At 70.3% G+C, this 14,906-nt stretch carries 15 protein-coding genes, 1 tRNA gene and 1 other RNA gene; 7 read left to right on the forward strand and 10 right to left on the reverse strand.

The genetic code is table 11. The annotated features are described in order from the left end of the window. Window positions 1-9: 9 nt before the first annotated feature. From BN4251_RS11630 to BN4251_RS11640, 3 genes are all read right to left on the reverse strand, one after another. Entirely contained in the window at window positions 10-1,347 is a 1,338-nt protein-coding gene (locus BN4251_RS11630) for a glutamine synthetase family protein (protein ID WP_087485261.1), read from the reverse strand. A 97-nt stretch (window positions 1,348-1,444) separates the two neighbouring features. Continuing rightward, window positions 1,445-2,128, reverse strand: a complete 684-nt coding sequence (locus tag BN4251_RS11635) for a hypothetical protein (protein WP_087485262.1) — start codon at window positions 2,126-2,128, stop codon at window positions 1,445-1,447. A gap of 112 nt (window positions 2,129-2,240) precedes the next feature. Then, window positions 2,241-2,789 carry a hypothetical protein gene (locus BN4251_RS11640; RefSeq protein ID WP_170931948.1) on the reverse strand — a complete coding sequence of 183 codons (549 nt, stop codon included), beginning with the start codon at window positions 2,787-2,789 and terminating at the stop codon, window positions 2,241-2,243. 142 nt (window positions 2,790-2,931) lie between these two features. On the opposite strand from BN4251_RS11640, the gene panB reads away from it, so the two are divergent. Next, window positions 2,932-3,750: a 3-methyl-2-oxobutanoate hydroxymethyltransferase gene (panB, locus tag BN4251_RS11645; protein WP_087485264.1), complete on the forward strand. Its 819-nt coding sequence runs from the start codon at window positions 2,932-2,934 to the stop codon at window positions 3,748-3,750. A gap of 10 nt (window positions 3,751-3,760) precedes the next feature. Here panB and BN4251_RS11650 read toward each other — a convergent pair whose 3' ends face one another. Further along, entirely contained in the window at window positions 3,761-3,973 is a 213-nt protein-coding gene (locus BN4251_RS11650) for a hypothetical protein (RefSeq protein ID WP_087485265.1), read from the reverse strand. A 37-nt stretch (window positions 3,974-4,010) separates the two neighbouring features. On the opposite strand from BN4251_RS11650, the gene map reads away from it, so the two are divergent. Both map and ppgK read left to right on the forward strand, forming a co-directional pair. Beyond that, on the forward strand, window positions 4,011-4,898 hold the full coding sequence (map, locus tag BN4251_RS11655) for a type I methionyl aminopeptidase (protein WP_087486354.1): 888 nt from the start codon (window positions 4,011-4,013) through the stop codon (window positions 4,896-4,898). 130 nt (window positions 4,899-5,028) lie between these two features. Continuing rightward, the gene (ppgK, locus tag BN4251_RS11660) at window positions 5,029-5,853 is read left to right on the forward strand and encodes a polyphosphate--glucose phosphotransferase (protein ID WP_087485266.1); all 825 of its coding nucleotides are present in this window, start codon (window positions 5,029-5,031) and stop codon (window positions 5,851-5,853) included. Window positions 5,854-5,892: 39 nt separating this feature from the next. Here the strand turns inward: ppgK and rnpB are convergent. Further along, an RNA gene (rnpB, locus tag BN4251_RS11665) (RNase P RNA component class A) lies at window positions 5,893-6,257 on the reverse strand. Between the two features lie 125 nt (window positions 6,258-6,382). On the opposite strand from rnpB, the gene BN4251_RS11670 reads away from it, so the two are divergent. Beyond that, entirely contained in the window at window positions 6,383-7,159 is a 777-nt protein-coding gene (locus BN4251_RS11670; RefSeq protein WP_087485267.1) for a YaaA family protein, read from the forward strand. 17 nt (window positions 7,160-7,176) lie between these two features. On the opposite strand, the gene BN4251_RS11675 is transcribed toward BN4251_RS11670, so the two are convergent. Genes BN4251_RS11675 through BN4251_RS11685 form a run of 3 tightly spaced genes read right to left on the reverse strand, consistent with a single transcriptional unit; the run spans window position 7,177 to window position 9,772 of the window. After that, the gene (locus tag BN4251_RS11675) at window positions 7,177-8,028 is read right to left on the reverse strand and encodes a Nif3-like dinuclear metal center hexameric protein (protein ID WP_170931949.1); all 852 of its coding nucleotides are present in this window, start codon (window positions 8,026-8,028) and stop codon (window positions 7,177-7,179) included. Window positions 8,029-8,042: 14 nt separating this feature from the next. Further along, complete coding sequence (gene sufU / locus BN4251_RS11680; protein ID WP_087485269.1) at window positions 8,043-8,498, reverse strand: Fe-S cluster assembly sulfur transfer protein SufU; 456 nt, start codon at window positions 8,496-8,498, stop codon at window positions 8,043-8,045. Continuing rightward, window positions 8,495-9,772, reverse strand: a complete 1,278-nt coding sequence (locus tag BN4251_RS11685; RefSeq protein WP_087485270.1) for an aminotransferase class V-fold PLP-dependent enzyme — start codon at window positions 9,770-9,772, stop codon at window positions 8,495-8,497. The genes sufU and BN4251_RS11685 overlap by 4 nt, the downstream gene beginning before the upstream one ends. 111 nt (window positions 9,773-9,883) lie before the next feature. Between BN4251_RS11685 and BN4251_RS11690 the strand changes: the two genes are divergently transcribed. Further along, window positions 9,884-10,177: a hypothetical protein gene (locus BN4251_RS11690; RefSeq protein ID WP_245810321.1), complete on the forward strand. Its 294-nt coding sequence runs from the start codon at window positions 9,884-9,886 to the stop codon at window positions 10,175-10,177. Between the two features lie 17 nt (window positions 10,178-10,194). Here BN4251_RS11690 and BN4251_RS11695 read toward each other — a convergent pair. Both BN4251_RS11695 and BN4251_RS11700 read right to left on the reverse strand, forming a co-directional pair. Beyond that, window positions 10,195-10,268, reverse strand: a tRNA-Val gene (locus BN4251_RS11695). 79 nt (window positions 10,269-10,347) lie between these two features. Then, the gene (locus BN4251_RS11700; protein WP_087485271.1) at window positions 10,348-10,767 is read right to left on the reverse strand and encodes a DUF3052 domain-containing protein; all 420 of its coding nucleotides are present in this window, start codon (window positions 10,765-10,767) and stop codon (window positions 10,348-10,350) included. 307 nt (window positions 10,768-11,074) lie between these two features. Here BN4251_RS11700 and aceE point away from each other — a divergent pair, with 307 nt between their 5' ends. Both aceE and BN4251_RS11710 read left to right on the forward strand, forming a co-directional pair. Continuing rightward, window positions 11,075-13,819, forward strand: coding sequence for a pyruvate dehydrogenase (acetyl-transferring), homodimeric type (gene aceE / locus BN4251_RS11705; RefSeq protein WP_087485272.1), 2,745 nt, complete (start codon window positions 11,075-11,077; stop codon window positions 13,817-13,819). A gap of 111 nt (window positions 13,820-13,930) precedes the next feature. Further along, window positions 13,931-14,905 (forward strand): ACP S-malonyltransferase, encoded by a 975-nt coding sequence (locus BN4251_RS11710; RefSeq protein ID WP_087485273.1) that lies wholly within the window; start codon window positions 13,931-13,933, stop codon window positions 14,903-14,905. Window position 14,906: the final 1 nt, after the last annotated feature.

Below are 14,906 nucleotides of genomic sequence, written 5' to 3' on the forward strand. Positions count from 1 at the left end.
GGCGAGTCCTCAGACGCGGCTGAAGGTCGAGCGCAGCTCGTGGTCGGTGACCTGCTCGCGGTAGCGTTGCCATTCCTGGCGCTTGTCCCGCAGGAAGAATTCGAAGACCTGCTCGCCGAGGGTGCTGGCCATCAGCTCGGAGCTCTCGAACACCTCGAGCGCGCGGAACAGGTCCGTGGGCAGCGGCTCGATGCCCATGGCGCGGCGCTCGCGCTCGGTGAGCTCCCAGACGGCGTCCTCCGCCCCCTCGGGCAGCTCGTACTCCCCCTCGATGCCGGCCATGCCCGCGGCCAGCAGCACGGAGAACGCGAGATACGGGTTGGCCGAGGAGTCCAGGCCCCGGAACTCGACACGCGAGCTGGTGCCCTTGGTGGGCTTGTGGAAGGGCACTCGCACCAGGGCGGAGCGGTTGTTGTGCCCCCAGCACACATAGCTCGGCGCCTCCTGCGCGCCCCACAGGCGCTTGTAGGAGTTGACCCACTGGTTGGTCACCGCGCTGTACTCCGGGGCATGGCGCAGCAGCCCGGCGATGAACTGCCGGCCCATGCGGGAGAGGCCGTACTCGGCCCCGGGCGCGTGGAAGGCGTTCTTCCCGCCCTGGAACAGGGAGAGGTGGGTGTGCATGCCGGAGCCGGGCTGGTCGATCATCGGCTTGGGCATGAAGGTGGCGACCTGGCCCATCGACAGCGCGACCTCCTTGACCACGGTGCGCAGCGTGACGATGTTGTCCGCCGTGGTGAGGGCGTCCGCGTAGCGCAGGTCGATCTCGTTCTGGCCGGGGCCGTTCTCGTGGTGGGAGAACTCGACCTGGATGTTCATCGCCTCGAGGTGCTGGATGGCGGAGCGCCGGAAGTCCTGTCCCTGCCCGCGGTGGACGTGGTCGAAGTAGCCGGCGTTGTCGATCGGGCGCAGCGGCTCGCCCTGGGTGTAGGGCTCCTCGAAGAGGTAGAACTCGATCTCGGGGTGGGTGTAGAGCTCCAGGCCCTTCTCCTCCGCCCGGGCCAGCGCCTCGCGCAGCACGCGGCGCGGGTCCGACGCGGCGGGCTCCCCGTCGGGGGTGAGCACATCGCACATCATCCGCCCGGTCGCGTTGGTCTCTCCACGCCAGGCCAGCAGCTCGAAGGTGTCCGGATCGGGCCGCAGGATCATGTCCGATTCGTAGCTGCGGGTCAGGCCCTCGATCGTCGAGCCGTCGATGCCGATGCCCTCGGTGAAGGCAATCTCCAGATCGGAGGGGGAGATCGCGATGGACTTCAGCGTCCCCGCGATGTCGCAGAACCACAGCCGGATGAAGCGCACGTCCTGGTCCGAGACGGTGCGGATGACGTCGTCGTGGAGATGTCCCATGCGCCCAGTGTGCCTCAGGAGCGCACGGCGCCGGAGACACGGCACCCCGGCATCCGAGGAGCGGATGCCGGGGTGCGCATGAGGCGGCGAGCAGAGCTCAGACGAAGTCCGAGCCGTCGATGTACCACTTGCCGTCCTCGCCCTTGACGAAGACGACTCGGCCGTCCTGGCCCATCATCGTGACTCCTGCGGTGCCATCTCCGTTGTCGACGCCCTCGATCATGGAGGGGTCGATGATGTCGAGCAGCGACTCGTCCATGCCCTCTTCCTCGGCGGTGCTGCTGAAGCCCTCGGCACAGGCCTCGAGCGCACTGCCCTCGAGCGGCGCGTCCGTGTACGGGTTCATCAGGAGACCGCAGCCGGCCTTCCCGTCGCCTTCCACGGTGGCCTGCAGGAACTCGTAGTAGCGGTCTGCGACGGCCGAGAGGTCGTCCTCGCTGAGCGCATCGCCGGAGGCCGAATCGCCGGCATCGTCCGCAGTGTCCTCCGACTCGTCCGAGTCCTCGGCGTCGCCGGCATCGTCTGCGGCGTCGTCCGCATCCTCGGTGTCGGTGCCATCCTCGGTCGCGCCGGAGTCATCGGACTCCGTGTCCGCGCCCTCGGCGTCCTCGTCTGTGCCCTCGTCCGCCGGATCCTGCTCCTCGACGGTCGGGTCGTCGCCTCCGTCGCCACCGGTGACCTCGTCGATGAGGCCGCCGCACGCTGCGGTGCCGGCGACGATCGCGAGAGCCCCCAGGCCCGCGGCGGTTCCTCGAACTGTCCTGCGCATGATCGACGTCATGATGCTGTCCTCCCTCACTGTGCCGGCGCGGATGCCGAACAGCTCCAGGATGGCACGGAGCCGGTCGCCTGTCTGTGGGGAGAACTCCCCACCCTCGCGGCGGCGGGACGGCTCAGAACGGGATGGAGAAGTACCAGCGGCCGTCCTCGCCCGGCACCATCGGGACGTCGACAGGCTGGTCCATGATGCTCAGCGAGACGCTGCCGTCCCCCTCGTCCACGGCCTCGACCATGGAAGGCTCGATCGCATCCAGCACCCCCGGCTCGAGACCGTCCGCGTAGCCGGAGACCGCGGGCCGGACGTCCTCGACGCAGTCGCTCAGCCTCTCCCCCTCGGGAGCCTTACCCGTGCTCGGATCCAGCACCATGGCGCAGGTCCCTGCCCAGTCCCGGTCCTCCAGCAGGGCCAGGGCCTCGACGAAGCGCTCTGCGGCGCGCTCGAGCTCGTCCTCGCTGAACGGCTCGGCGGTCTCGTCGCCCTCCTCGTCCGGGGTGGAGCTGGGGTCGTCCTGGGCGGGCTGCTCCTGCACCGACGGGGTCTGCGGACCGGGCGCGGTCTGCTCGTCCTCGCCGCCGGTGCAGGCCATGGCTCCCAGTGCGAGAGCGAGCATTCCCGCGCCCGCGGCGACGCGGCGCACGGTGGGGCGCATCCTGGATGTCACGTGAGGCTCCCTCCTAATCGACCGGTGCGGCGACTGGCACCAGGGTGGCACATCCGGGCTCGCTCCTCCCGGAGCCCGACGAGCCCTCGGAGCCGGGCTAGGCTGGTGCGGATCATTCCCCGACCTCGCACAGGAGAGTCTCGTGAGCACTGAGTCCCCCGCCTCCCCGGCGAAGATCCGGCTGCGTCATCTGCAGCAGGCGAAGGACCAGGGCCGTCCCTTCGCGATGCTCACCTCCTACGACCATTTCTCCGCGCAGGTGTTCGAGGCCGCAGGCATCGAGGTGCTGCTGGTGGGCGACTCGGTGGGAAGCACCGTGCTCGGCCACGCCTCCACCACCGCCACCACGCATCAGGACATGCTCACCTTCACCGGTGCGGTGGCGCGCAGCGTGCACCGGCCGCTGGTGATGGCCGATCTGGCCTTCGGCACCTACGAGACCGGGCCGACGGACGCCCTGCGCCACGGCGTGGAGCTGGTGCGCGCGGGCGCCGAGGTGGTCAAGCTCGAGGGCGGCGCGGAGATCGCCCCGCAGGTGCGGGCGCTGGTCGAGGCCGGGATCCCGGTGTGCGGGCACCTGGGCTTCACGCCGCAGTCGGTCAACTCGCTGTCCGGCCATCGAGTGCAGGGACGGGACGATGCTGGCGCCGAGAAGATGCTCGCCGATGCGGCCGCGCTCGAGCAGGCGGGCGCCTGCGCGATCGTGCTCGAGCTGGTGCCCGCCGCGCTCGCCGCCCGCATCACGCAGTCGGTCTCGGTGCCCACCATCGGCATCGGCGCCGGGCCGGACTGCGACGGCCAGGTGCTGGTGTGGCAGGACATGGCCGGGCTCTCCGACTTCCGCGGCCGGTTCGTGAAGACCTTCGCGGATCTGCGGGGCCAGCTCGAGCAGGCTGCGAGCCAGTACCGGGACGAGGTGCGCGAGCGCTCCTATCCCGGCCCGGAGCACTCCTTCGAGTGAGGGCCGCCCCTCAGCGGGGCTCGTCGGCGGCGGGCTCGCCGTAGTCCTCCCAGGCGTCGTCGTCCTGCTCCCATTTCTCGTTGCGGCTCGCGGCGGTCTTCAGCGCCCGCTCCGCCTCCTGCCGGGTGGCGTACGGGCCCATCAGCTCCGATCCCGGGGACTGACGGCCCTCCTCCACCGCGCCGGTGCTGAGGTTGTAGTAGAACTGCGTGCCCTCGCTCACGTCGGACTCCTTCGATGTCGGTGAGAGACTGGTGGACATGACTGTAGAGCAGGTATGGACCCGTCCAGAAGGCCGCGAGCCGCTGGTTCCCGGCACCCTCGGCCCGCGCCGCACCGTGCCGGCCCGGATCGAGCGGCCCGAGTACGTGGGCAAGGACGAAGCCGTCTCGGACAGCGGCCCGCGGGTGCAGACCCCCGACGTGATCGAGCGGGTGCGGGAGGCTTCCCGCATCGCGGCGCTCGCGCTGCAGGCCGCAGGCGAGGCCGCCCGGCCCGGCGTGACCACCGATCACATCGATCAGGTGGTCCATGACGTGCTGCTCGAGCACGGCGCCTACCCCTCGACCCTCGGCTACCTGGGCTTCGAGAAGTCCTGCTGCACGAGCCTGAACGAGGTCATCTGCCACGGCATCCCGGATTCCACGGTGATGCAGGACGGCGACATCCTCAACGTCGACGTCACGGCCTTCATCCATGGCGTGCACGGCGACTGCAACGCCACCTTCCTGGTGGGCGATGTGCATCCCCGGGCGCAGGAGCTGGTCACGATCGCCCACGACGCGATGCTGCGCGGCATCAAAGCGGCCCGCCCCGGGCGCGAGGTCAACGTGATCGGCCGGGTGATCGAGAAGTTCGCTGCCCGCCACGGCTGCGAGTCGGTGCACGACTACACCGGCCACGGCATCGCCGAGGGCTTCCACAACGGTCTGATCATCCCCCACTACGATTCGGCGCCGATGTTCGACGACGTGATCGAGGAGGGCATGACCTTCACGATCGAGCCGATGATCACCCTCGGCTCGCAGGAGTGGGAGTCCTGGGACGACGGCTGGACGATCGTCACCAAGGACCTCTCCTTCACCGCCCAGTTCGAGCACACGATGGTGATCACCGGCGAGGGACCCGAGCTGCTGACCGTGGTCTGAGACCTCGCGGACGCCCCCTCACCCGCCCCTGACCACCGGGTACCCTGGTGTGCTGTGAGCACCGCCACGTCCGGTGCACGTCCACCGCAGGGCGCGACTTCCCGCCCGTTCACGGCAACCAGGAGAGACGATGAGCAAGAAGGCCTTCGGGATCGACATCGGCGGCAGCGGAATCAAAGGGGCGCCGGTCGATCTGAACACCGGCGAGCTCACCGCAGATCGGGTGCGCATCCCCACCCCGCAGCCCTCGACGCCGGAGGCGGTGGCGGATGCCGTCGCCGAGCTCCTCTCCTCCTTCGACCTCGAGGAGGGGATGCCCGTGGGCGTCACCTTCCCCGCGGTGATCAAGGCGGGCGTGGCCCAGACCGCCGCGAACGTGGACGATGCCTGGATCGGCACCGATGTGGACGCGCTGCTGAGCGAGCGCACCGGGCGCGACGTGTTCGTGGTCAACGACGCCGATGCCGCCGGCATCGCCGAGGTGCAGTTCGGTGCCGCCCGTGACGTGCCCGGCGTGGCCATGGTGATCACGCTCGGCACCGGCGTGGGCAGCGCGACCTTCGTGGACGGGAAGCTGGTGCCCAACACCGAGCTCGGCCATCTGCTGCTGCACGGCGACTCCGCCGAGCGCTACATGGCCAGCTCCATCCGTGAGAAGGAGGATCTGGACTGGGAGACCTGGGCCGGGAGGCTGCAGGAGTACTTCTCCCACGTCGAGTTCCTCTTCAGCCCCACCCGCTTCATCGTCGGCGGCGGGGTCTCCAAGAAGCACCACAAGTTCCTGCCCCTGCTGGATCTGAAGGCCGAGATCGTGCCTGCCGAGCTGCGCAACGAGGCCGGGATCGTCGGCGCCGCGGCGCTGGCCCACCTCGAGCGCAAGGCTCTGCGCAAGTCCGAGAAGAAGGCCGCGAAGAAGGCGGAGAAGAAGCAGGCCGAGGCCGCGGCGACGAGCTGAGCGCTCCCCCGCCGGCCCCGCGCTGCGGGGCCCGCGGGGCGGACCAGCCGGCCTGTAAGCCGGGTTCTGTGATCGGCAGCCATCCCTCTACGATCGCCGTTGCCGACGACCTCCAGCGGTCCACCCGAGGACTCGGGCCGGCGCCCTCGAACATCCTCTGTCTGACCTTGCTCCCGGTGGGGTTTACCGTGCCGGTCCCGTCACCGGGACCGCGGTGGTCTCTTACACCACCCTTTCACCCTTACCGCCCGTTCCCCGAGGGGTGCGGGCGGCGGTCTGTTCTCTGTGGCACTGTCCCGCGGATCGCTCCGGGTGGGCGTTACCCACCACCGTGCCGGATGGAGCCCGGACTTTCCTCGGCCCCGGGGACGGAGCCCCGAGGACGCGGCTGCCCGGCCGACTGGTCCGCCTGACAGTCTACGCGGGCCGCGGCCGCGCCGCCCACCCGCACCCCGCCCCCGGAGCAGGCGTGCGCAACGTCTCCTCGTCGCTGCCGGGCCGCCCTGGGGCGTCGGCCGAGAATGGAGGGATGCTGATCCTGCTGCCGCCCTCGGAGACGAAGACCCGCCCCTCGGAGATCGGCGCCGCCGTGCTCGACCTCGCGGCGATGTCGCTGCCCGCGCTGCACGAGGCGCGCGAGGTGATGCTGCGAGCGGCCCGACGCACCGCCGCCGGCCCGGAGGGCGGCACGCGGCTGGGCGTCCCGGCCTCCTCGCCGGAGCTGGTGGGCCGCATGCTGCATCTGGCCGAGGAGCCCGTCGCGCCGGCGCTGTCCGTCTACTCGGGGGTGCTCTACGACCAGCTCGAGGCCGGCCTCTCCCCTGCCCAGGACCGACAGGTGCTGGTCCAGAGCGCCCTGTTCGGGCTGGTCGACGCCGCGACGGATCGGATCCCCGCCTACCGCCTCTCGGCGAGCTCCTCGCTCGCGCAGCTGGGGAAGGCGGGCTCCTGGTGGCGTGCGCGGCTGCAGCCTGTGGCCGCCGAGCTGCGTGCCGCGCAGGCCGGGGGCGACTCGCCGGTGGTGATCGACTGCCGATCGGGCGCCTACCGTTCGATGATGCCGATGCGCGGCGGCGAGGGACTCCACGTGCTCGAGGTCGCCCCGGTCCAGGAAAGGGGCGGGGTGCGCAAGGTGATCTCTCACGATGCGAAGCGCTACCGCGGCCTGGTCACCCAGGTGCTGCTCGCGGCCCCGTCGGCGCCGGCCACTCCCGAGGAGGTGGCCGAGACGGTGAGCGCCGGGCTCGGCGGGCTCACGGTCGAGCTCGACGGAGACCGGCTGGTCGTCGTGGACCGGGTGGACTGACCCGGGCGAGCACCTGTTCAGGCGGCGTGGCCGCCCCAGGGGTCGGTGGTGTGCTCGCTCAGGAGCACCTCGAGGCCGGGCTGCGCCTCGGCGAGCAGCTGCTGGGCGATCGGCAGCCACAGCGCCTCGCTCGCGGCATGGGGCACGTCGATCAGGGCCGGCACCGCGGAGGGCTCCACGGCTGACTCGAGGTGCTCGAGCGCCGGGTGATGGCGCAGATCCGAGGTGATGTAGACGTCCGCCTCGGCCATGATCGCCGCCTCGAGGAAGGAGTCGCCGGCGCCGGGGCACACCGCCACGCGGCGCACCGGCCGCTCGGCATCCCCGGTGTGGAGGATCCCCCGCGCGGTCGCGGGGACTTCCTGCGCGATCATCGCGGCGAGGGCGCCGACGGTGGTGGCAGCGGGCAGCGAACCCACCGCCCCGAGCCCGAAGCGCCGGGATCCGTGGGCCGCCTCCTCGCTCAGCTCCCCGGGCACCAGCGGTGCGGCGTCCTGCAGCGCGAGCGCATCGATCCAGGCGCCGACGGTGCCGCGGGTGGAGCGGTCCACGTTGGTGTGCCCGCACCACAGCGCGGTGCCGTGGCGCAGCAGCGTGGTGACCACGGCGCCCTTGCCCTCGTCGGCCGGCAGGAAGCTCGCGCCGCGCAGCAGCAGCGGATGGTGGGTGACCAGGAGCTGCGCCTCCCGGGCGACGGCCTCGCGGGCCACCTCGACGGTGGGATCCACGGCCAGCAGCACGCGGCGCACCTCGGCGTCCCGCTCCCCCAGCACCAGACCCACCCGGTCCCAGGCTTCCGCCCAGGCCAGCGGGTAGGCCGCCTCGAGGGTGCCGGTGACCTCCGCGACGCTCGCCGTCCCATTCCCCATGCTCGGGTCCATGCTCATGCCTGCAGCGCCCGCGCCTCGACCAGCGCCGCCTGGTAGGCCTTCCACGGCATCAGCACGCACTTCACGCGAGCAGGGAACTTCGCGGCGCCGAGCAGCGCGACGCCGTCCCCGATGAGCTCCTCATCGCCCTCCTCCCGGCCACGCGAGCGCATCACCGTCTCCATGTGCTCGTGCACCGGCTCGACCTCCGCCGTGGAGCGGCCGATCAGCAGGTCGGCCATGATCGAGGCGGAGGCGCGGCTCATGGCGCAGCCGATCGCGTCGTAGGAGACGTCCTCGATGTCGGAGGCGTCCTCGCTGAGCTGCAGACGCAGCGTGATCTCGTCGCCGCAGGTGGGGTTGACGTGGTGGACCTCGGCGGTGAACGGCTCGCGCAGCCCGGCATGCAGGGGACGCTTGTCGTGCTCCATCACGAGCTCGGTGTAGAGGGAGTTCAGGGGGCTGCTCATGCGAGGGCTCCGAAGAAGTCGACGGTGTGGGCGACGCCCTCCACGAAGGCGTCGACCTCGGCGGTGGTGGTGTGGACGGAGAAGCTCGCCCGGGTGGTGCCGTGCACGCCGAAGCGTCGGTGCAGCGGCCAGGCGCAGTGGTGACCCACCCGCACCTCGATGCCGAGGGAGTCGAGCACCTGGCCCACGTCGTGCGGGTGGCGCCCGGCGAGATCGAAGGAGACCGCGCCGGTGCGCTCCGGGGACAGGGCCGGGCCGATCACCCGCACCCCGTCGATACCGGCCAGTCCCGACAGGGCCCGCTGGGTCAGCGCCCGCTCATGTGCGGCGACCTGGTCCATCCCGAGCCCGTCGAGGTAGTCGCAGGCGGCGGCGAGGCCCACGGCCTGGGAGATCGGCGGGGTGCCGGCCTCGAAGCGGGCGGGCGGCTCGGCGAAGGTGGAACGCTCCATCTCGACCAGCTCGATCATGGAGCCGCCGGTGAGGAAGGGCGGCATCTGCTCGAGCAGATCGTAGCGTCCCCACAGCATCCCGATCCCGGTGGGGCCGAGCATCTTGTGGCCGGACAACGCCACGAGATCCACTCCCAACGAGGCGACGTCGAAGGGCATGTGCGGGGCGGACTGCGCGGCGTCCAGCACCGTCAGCGCCCCCACCGCGTGCGCCGCCTCGACCAGGGTTGCCACGGGGTTCACGGTGCCCAGCACATTGGACTGGTGGGTGAAGGCCAGGACCTTGGTGCGCTCGGTGAGCAGGGAGACGAGATCGGACAGATCCAGCGTGAAGTCCTCGGCCACCGGGATCCAGCGCAGCGTGGCACCGGTGCGTCGGGCCAGCTCCTGCCAGGGCACCAGATTGGCGTGGTGCTCCATCTCGGTCACCAGGATCTCGTCACCCTCCCGCACCCGCAGGTGCTCCGGGGTGGAGGAGTCGCCGCTGCCCAGCGAATGGGCCACGAGGTTCAGCGCCTCGGTGGCGTTCTTGGTGAAGACCACCTCGTCAGGGGACGGTGCGCCGAGGAACTCGGCGACCCGCTCTCGGGACCCCTCGTAGGCGTCGGTCGCCAGGCCCGCCATGCGGTGGGCTCCGCGCTTGACCGCGGCGTTGTCGCGCAGGAGGTAGGAGACCTCCGCATCGATCACCTGGCGCGGCCGCTGCGAGGTGGCGCCGCCGTCGAGATAGATCATCGGCGTCTCGGGATCGAGCATCCGGGTGAGGATCGGGAAGTCCGCGCGGATCGCCTCGACGTCGAACTCTCTGCTGGGGGCATTCACCTGCGCGGTTCCTCCTTCCACGGGCCGCCGGGCGAATCTCCGCGAGCTGCGGGCGCACCGGGCATGGCAGTGCGGCCAGTATAGGAAGCGTCCAGGACGGGGCCGCGGGCCGTGAGACCCTGTGCGCAGTCCCCCATCCCCGCGCTCACCGGAGGAACCGCCATCGACACGCTCATCCTGCTCGCGCTCGCCGTGGCGATCCTGGTCTCCGTGGTGCTCCTGATCGGTCAGCTGCTGGTGCGCCGCCAGCGCGAGAAGGAGCAGTGGGAGCGCGACGGCCGCCCCGAGACCCCGCCGCGCACCCCCGAGCAGCAGGCCCAGGACCGCAGGACCACGCTCACCTGGGGCTGCCTGATCGTGGCCGTGCCGCTGGCGCTCGTGGTGCTGTACACGCTCACCCGCTGAGCGGGCCTTTCTTCCGGTGGGTCGTGAGGGGCTCGAACCCCCGACCTTCTGGGTGTAAACCAGACGCTCTGACCAGCTGAGCTAACGACCCGGGCGGGGCGATGCCCCGTGGCGCTCGACGCATCGAGAGCCGTGACCCTCCTCACGGAGGGGATGCGCTGCGTGCCAGATCAGCTCGAGCGGCTGGCCAGGCGGGTGCCGGTCCAGTCCGGGGCGAGGCTCACCGAGCTCATCACCCGCAGCCCGGCGATCCCGGCGCACTCCTGGATCTCGCCGGGCATCACATGACCGGGCCGACCCGCCTTGGGGATCATCACCCACACGGGGGCACCCGGCTCGATGTTGCGCAGGGTGTCCACGAGGGCGTCGGTGAGATCGCCGTCGCCATCGCGCCACCACAGCACGACGGCGTCCACGAGCTCCTGAGTGTCCTCGTCCTCCAGCTCATCGCCGATGAGGTCCTCGATCGCATCGCGCAGATCGAGATCGACGTCATCGTCGTAACCGATCTCCTGCACGATCTGGCCCGTGGTGAAGCTCAGCACCTCGGAGAGGGAACTGGACGAGGGGGCGTCGGACGACGGTGACAAGAAAGGACTCCTAACGAGCGGGCAGTGCGTGCGATGCAGCGACGAGGGGCCGATCCGACCCCAGGACCGTGCTGCGCGGGCCTGATTCTATGTCACCGGACACCTGTGCGCATTACGGGACGAGAGTCCCGCCCGTCTCCGCCGCGATCGACGATGTCCTCTGTGTCACATATGAGGAGGCTCGGTGAAGGTCCCGCACCCACTCGGCGAAGGTAGGCTTGCACGCACCGAGGCCGACGGAGCAGGGCCCACCGGCGATTCCAGCTCCCCCGGCCGGTCCATCCCCTCCCGTAGAGAGAAGGACAGTGTGAGTTCGCACGAGACCCCTCGTCCCATCGGCATCAACCTGCCGAGCCATGCGCAGGATCCGGACCCGGAGGAGACCCGGGAGTGGCTGGAATCGTTCGACGGCCTCGTCGAGCACCGCGGCCCCGAGCGCGCCTCCGAGATCGTCCAGAGCCTGATCCAGCACGCGCGGGACGAGGATCTGCACCTTCCTGACTCGCTGACGACGGACTATGTCAACACGATCCCCGTCGATCAGCAGCCGGAGTACCCCGGCGACCTGGAGCTCGAGAAGGAGCTGCGCAACATCAACCGCTGGAACGCAGCGATGGTGGTCCATCGCGCCCAGCGCCCCGAGGTGTCCGTCGGCGGCCATCTCTCGAGCTACGCCTCCATCGCGACGATGTACGAGGTCGGCTTCAACCACTTCTTCCGCGGGCGCAACCACCCCGGCGGCGGCGACCACGTCTTCTTCCAGGGCCACGCCTCCCCCGGCATCTACTCGCGGGCCTACATGATGGGCCGCCTCTCGCAGGACGACCTCGACGGCTTCCGCCAGGAGGTCTCCAGCAGCCACGGCATGCCCTCCTACCCGCACCCGCGCGGGATGCAGGACTTCTGGGAGTTCCCCACGGTCTCGATGGGCATCGGCCCGGTCGCGGCGATCGAGCAGGCCTCCTTCGACCGCTACCTCCACAACCGCGGCCTCAAGGACACCAGCGAGCAGCACACCTGGGCGTTCCTGGGCGACGGCGAGATGGACGAGGTCGAGTCGCGCGGCGCGCTGCACATCGCCGCCAAGGAGCACCTGGACAACCTCACCTTCGTGGTCAACTGCAACCTGCAGCGCCTCGACGGCCCTGTGCGCGGCAACGGCAAGATCATCCAGGAGCTGGAGAGCCAGTTCCGCGGCGCCGGCTGGAACGTCATCAAGGTGATCTGGGGCGCCGGCTGGGACCCGCTGCTGGAGCAGTCCACCGACGGTGCGCTCATCGACCTGATGAACGCCACCCCGGACGGCGACTACCAGACCTACCGCGCCGAGTCCGGCGGGTTCATCCGCGACAACTTCTTCGGCCGCGACCCGCGCACGAAGGCGCTCGTCGAGGACATGTCCGACGAGGACATCTGGTGGAAGCTCAACCGCGGCGGCCACGACGCGAAGAAGATCTACGCCGCGTTCAAGCAGGCCACCGAGCGCAACGGCAAGCCCACTGTGATCCTCGCCCACACCGTCAAGGGCTACCGCCTGGGCAAGAACTTCGCGGGCCGCAACGCGACCCACCAGATGAAGAAGTTCACGATGGAGGATCTCAAGGCGCTGCGCGACACCCTGCGCATTCCGATCAGCGACGAGCAGCTCGAGTCCGGCACCATCTACGACGCGCCGTTCTACCTGCCCGAGGACGACTCCCCGGTCATGAAGTACCTCAAGGAGCACCGTTCGAAGCTGGGCGGCCCGGTCCCGTCGCGCCGCACCGAGCACAAGCCCCTCGAGCTGCCCGGCGACAAGGCGTACGAGGTCGTCAAGCGCGGCTCCGGCAAGCAGGAGATCGCCTCGACGATGGCGCTGGTGCGCCTGCTCAAGGACCTCATGCGCGACAAGGAGACCGGCAAGCGCTGGGTGCCGATCGTTCCCGACGAGGCGCGCACCTTCGGCATGGACTCGCTGTTCCCGACGGCGAAGATCTACAACCCCGACGGTCAGAACTACCTCTCGGTGGACCGCGACCTGCTGCTGGCCTACAAGGAGTCCACCTCCGGCCAGATCAAGCACATGGGCATCAACGAGATCAGCTCGACCGCGGCCTTCACCGCGGCGGGCACCTCGTACGCCACGCACGACTTCCCGATGATCCCGTTCTACATCTTCTACTCGATGTTCGGGTTCCAGCGCACCGGCGACTTCTTCTGGGCCGCCGGCGACCAGATGGCCAAGGGCTTCGTGATCGGCGCGACCGCCGGCAAGACCACGCTCGCGGGCGAGGGCCTGCAGCACATGGACGGCCACTCGCCGATCCTTGCCTACACCAACCCCGGCACGGTCATCTACGACCCGACCTACGGCTACGAGCTCGGGCACATCATCCGTGACGGCCTCAAGCGCATGTACGGCGAGGACGACCGCCTGCAGGAGGTCTTCTACTACATCACCGTCTACAACGAGCCGATGGTGCAGCCCGCGGAGCCCGAGGACCTGGACGTCGAGGGTCTGCTCAAGGGCATGTACCTGCTCGAGGCCAAGCCCGAGGGCGAGGGCCCCGAGGCGCAGCTGCTGGCCTCCGGCGTCGGCGTCCCGTGGGCGCTGCACGCCCGTGAGCTGCTCGAGCAGGACTGGGGCGTGAAGGCCAACGTCTGGTCGGTCACCTCGTGGACCGAGCTGCGCAAGGAGGCCCAGGAGGCCGAGAAGCACAACCTCCTGCACCCCGAGGACCAGCGCACCCCGTGGCTCGCGCAGCGTCTCGAGGGCGTGGAGGGTCCGTTCGTGGCGACCTCCGACTACGACTTCCTGGTCCCGGACCTGATCCGCGAATGGATCCCGGGTGCGTACGGCGTCCTCGGCGCCGATGGCTGGGGCTTCTCCGACACCCGTCCGGCTGCGCGTCGTCACCTGAAGATCGATGCGCACTCGATGGTCGTCAAGGCGCTTCAGCTGCTCGCCAAGGAGGGCAAGGTGGATGCCTCGGTGGTCCGCCAGGCCATCGACAAGTACGACCTGACCAACGTCAACGCCGGCGAGTCCGGTTCGTTCGGCGGCGAGTCCTGATCACCCCGTCGGGCTGTCCATCCCCGTGATGGGCGGCCCGGCGGTCTCTCCCCCGTCGGCCCGCTCCGCCTCGCGAGCGGGCCTTCCCCTTCTCTCCCCTGGAGGTTTCTCGTGCTCGCGATCGTCTGCCCCGGCCAGGGGGCCCAGAAGCCCGGCTTCCTGAGCCCCTGGCGTGAGCTGCCCGGCGTGGAGGAGTCCCTCGCGGGGCTCTCGGAGGCTGCGGGCATCGACCTGCTGCGCCATGGCACCGAGTCCGACGCGGACACCCTCCGCGACACCGCTGTGGCACAGCCGCTGCTGGTCGCGGCCGGCATCACCGCCGCCGACTGCCTGGCCGGCGGGGACGGCTTCGCCGCCGGTGCCCAGGCGGATCTGCTCGCGGGTCACAGCGTCGGCGAAGTCACCGCGGCGGCGCTGTCCGGTGTGCTCACCGCCGAGGATGCGATGCGCCTGGTCGCCGTGCGCTCGCGCGCGATGGCGACCGCCGCGGCGGCCGAGCCCACGTCGATGGCCGCAGTGGTGGGCGGCACGCGCGACGAGGTCATCGCCGCGATCCAGGAGCAGGGGCTGGCTCCTGCGAACATCAACTCCGCCGCGCAGGTGGTCGCCGCAGGCACCGCCGGGCAGATCCAGGCGCTGGTCGAGAACCCGCCGACCCGCGCGCGCGTGATCCCGCTGCAGGTGGCAGGCGCCTTCCACACGCAGTACATGGCCGGCGCCCGCGAGGAGCTCGCCGCCTTCGCGCCCGGCCTGCAGGTCTCCGATCCGCTCGCACAGGCCCCGCTGGTCTCGAACGCGGGCGGGGAGATCGTCACCGAGGGCGCCCGCTACCTCGAGCTGATCGTCGACCAGGTCGCCGCGCCCGTGGACTGGGAGGCCTGCATGCGGGTCTTCGCCGACAAGCAGATCACCGGGATCCTCGAGGTGGCGCCGGCCGGCACGCTCACGGGCCTGGCCAAGCGCGAGCTCAAGGGAGTCGCGCTGATGAACCTCAACACCCCCGACGATCTCGAGGCGGCCCACGACTTCGTGAACGAGCACGGGACGAACCATCACTCGGGCGCCGACGCGGACCAGGAGAACTGAC

Origin of the sequence: Brachybacterium massiliense, assembly GCF_900184245.1 — a bacterium.
Taxonomy (GTDB): Bacteria; Actinomycetota; Actinomycetes; order Actinomycetales; family Dermabacteraceae; genus Brachybacterium; species Brachybacterium massiliense.

Coding starts and splice junctions, on each gene's coding strand:
- BN4251_RS11630 (WP_087485261.1), bottom strand. CDS start 1,347: ATGGGACATCTCCACGACGACGTCATCCGCACCGTCTCGGACCAGGAC.
- BN4251_RS11635 (WP_087485262.1), bottom strand. CDS start 2,128: ATGACGTCGATCATGCGCAGGACAGTTCGAGGAACCGCCGCGGGCCTG.
- map (WP_087486354.1), top strand. CDS start 4,011: ATGACTGTAGAGCAGGTATGGACCCGTCCAGAAGGCCGCGAGCCGCTG.
- ppgK (WP_087485266.1), top strand. CDS start 5,029: ATGAGCAAGAAGGCCTTCGGGATCGACATCGGCGGCAGCGGAATCAAA.
- BN4251_RS11670 (WP_087485267.1), top strand. CDS start 6,383: ATGCTGATCCTGCTGCCGCCCTCGGAGACGAAGACCCGCCCCTCGGAG.
- BN4251_RS11675 (WP_170931949.1), bottom strand. CDS start 8,028: ATGGGGAATGGGACGGCGAGCGTCGCGGAGGTCACCGGCACCCTCGAG.
- sufU (WP_087485269.1), bottom strand. CDS start 8,498: ATGAGCAGCCCCCTGAACTCCCTCTACACCGAGCTCGTGATGGAGCAC.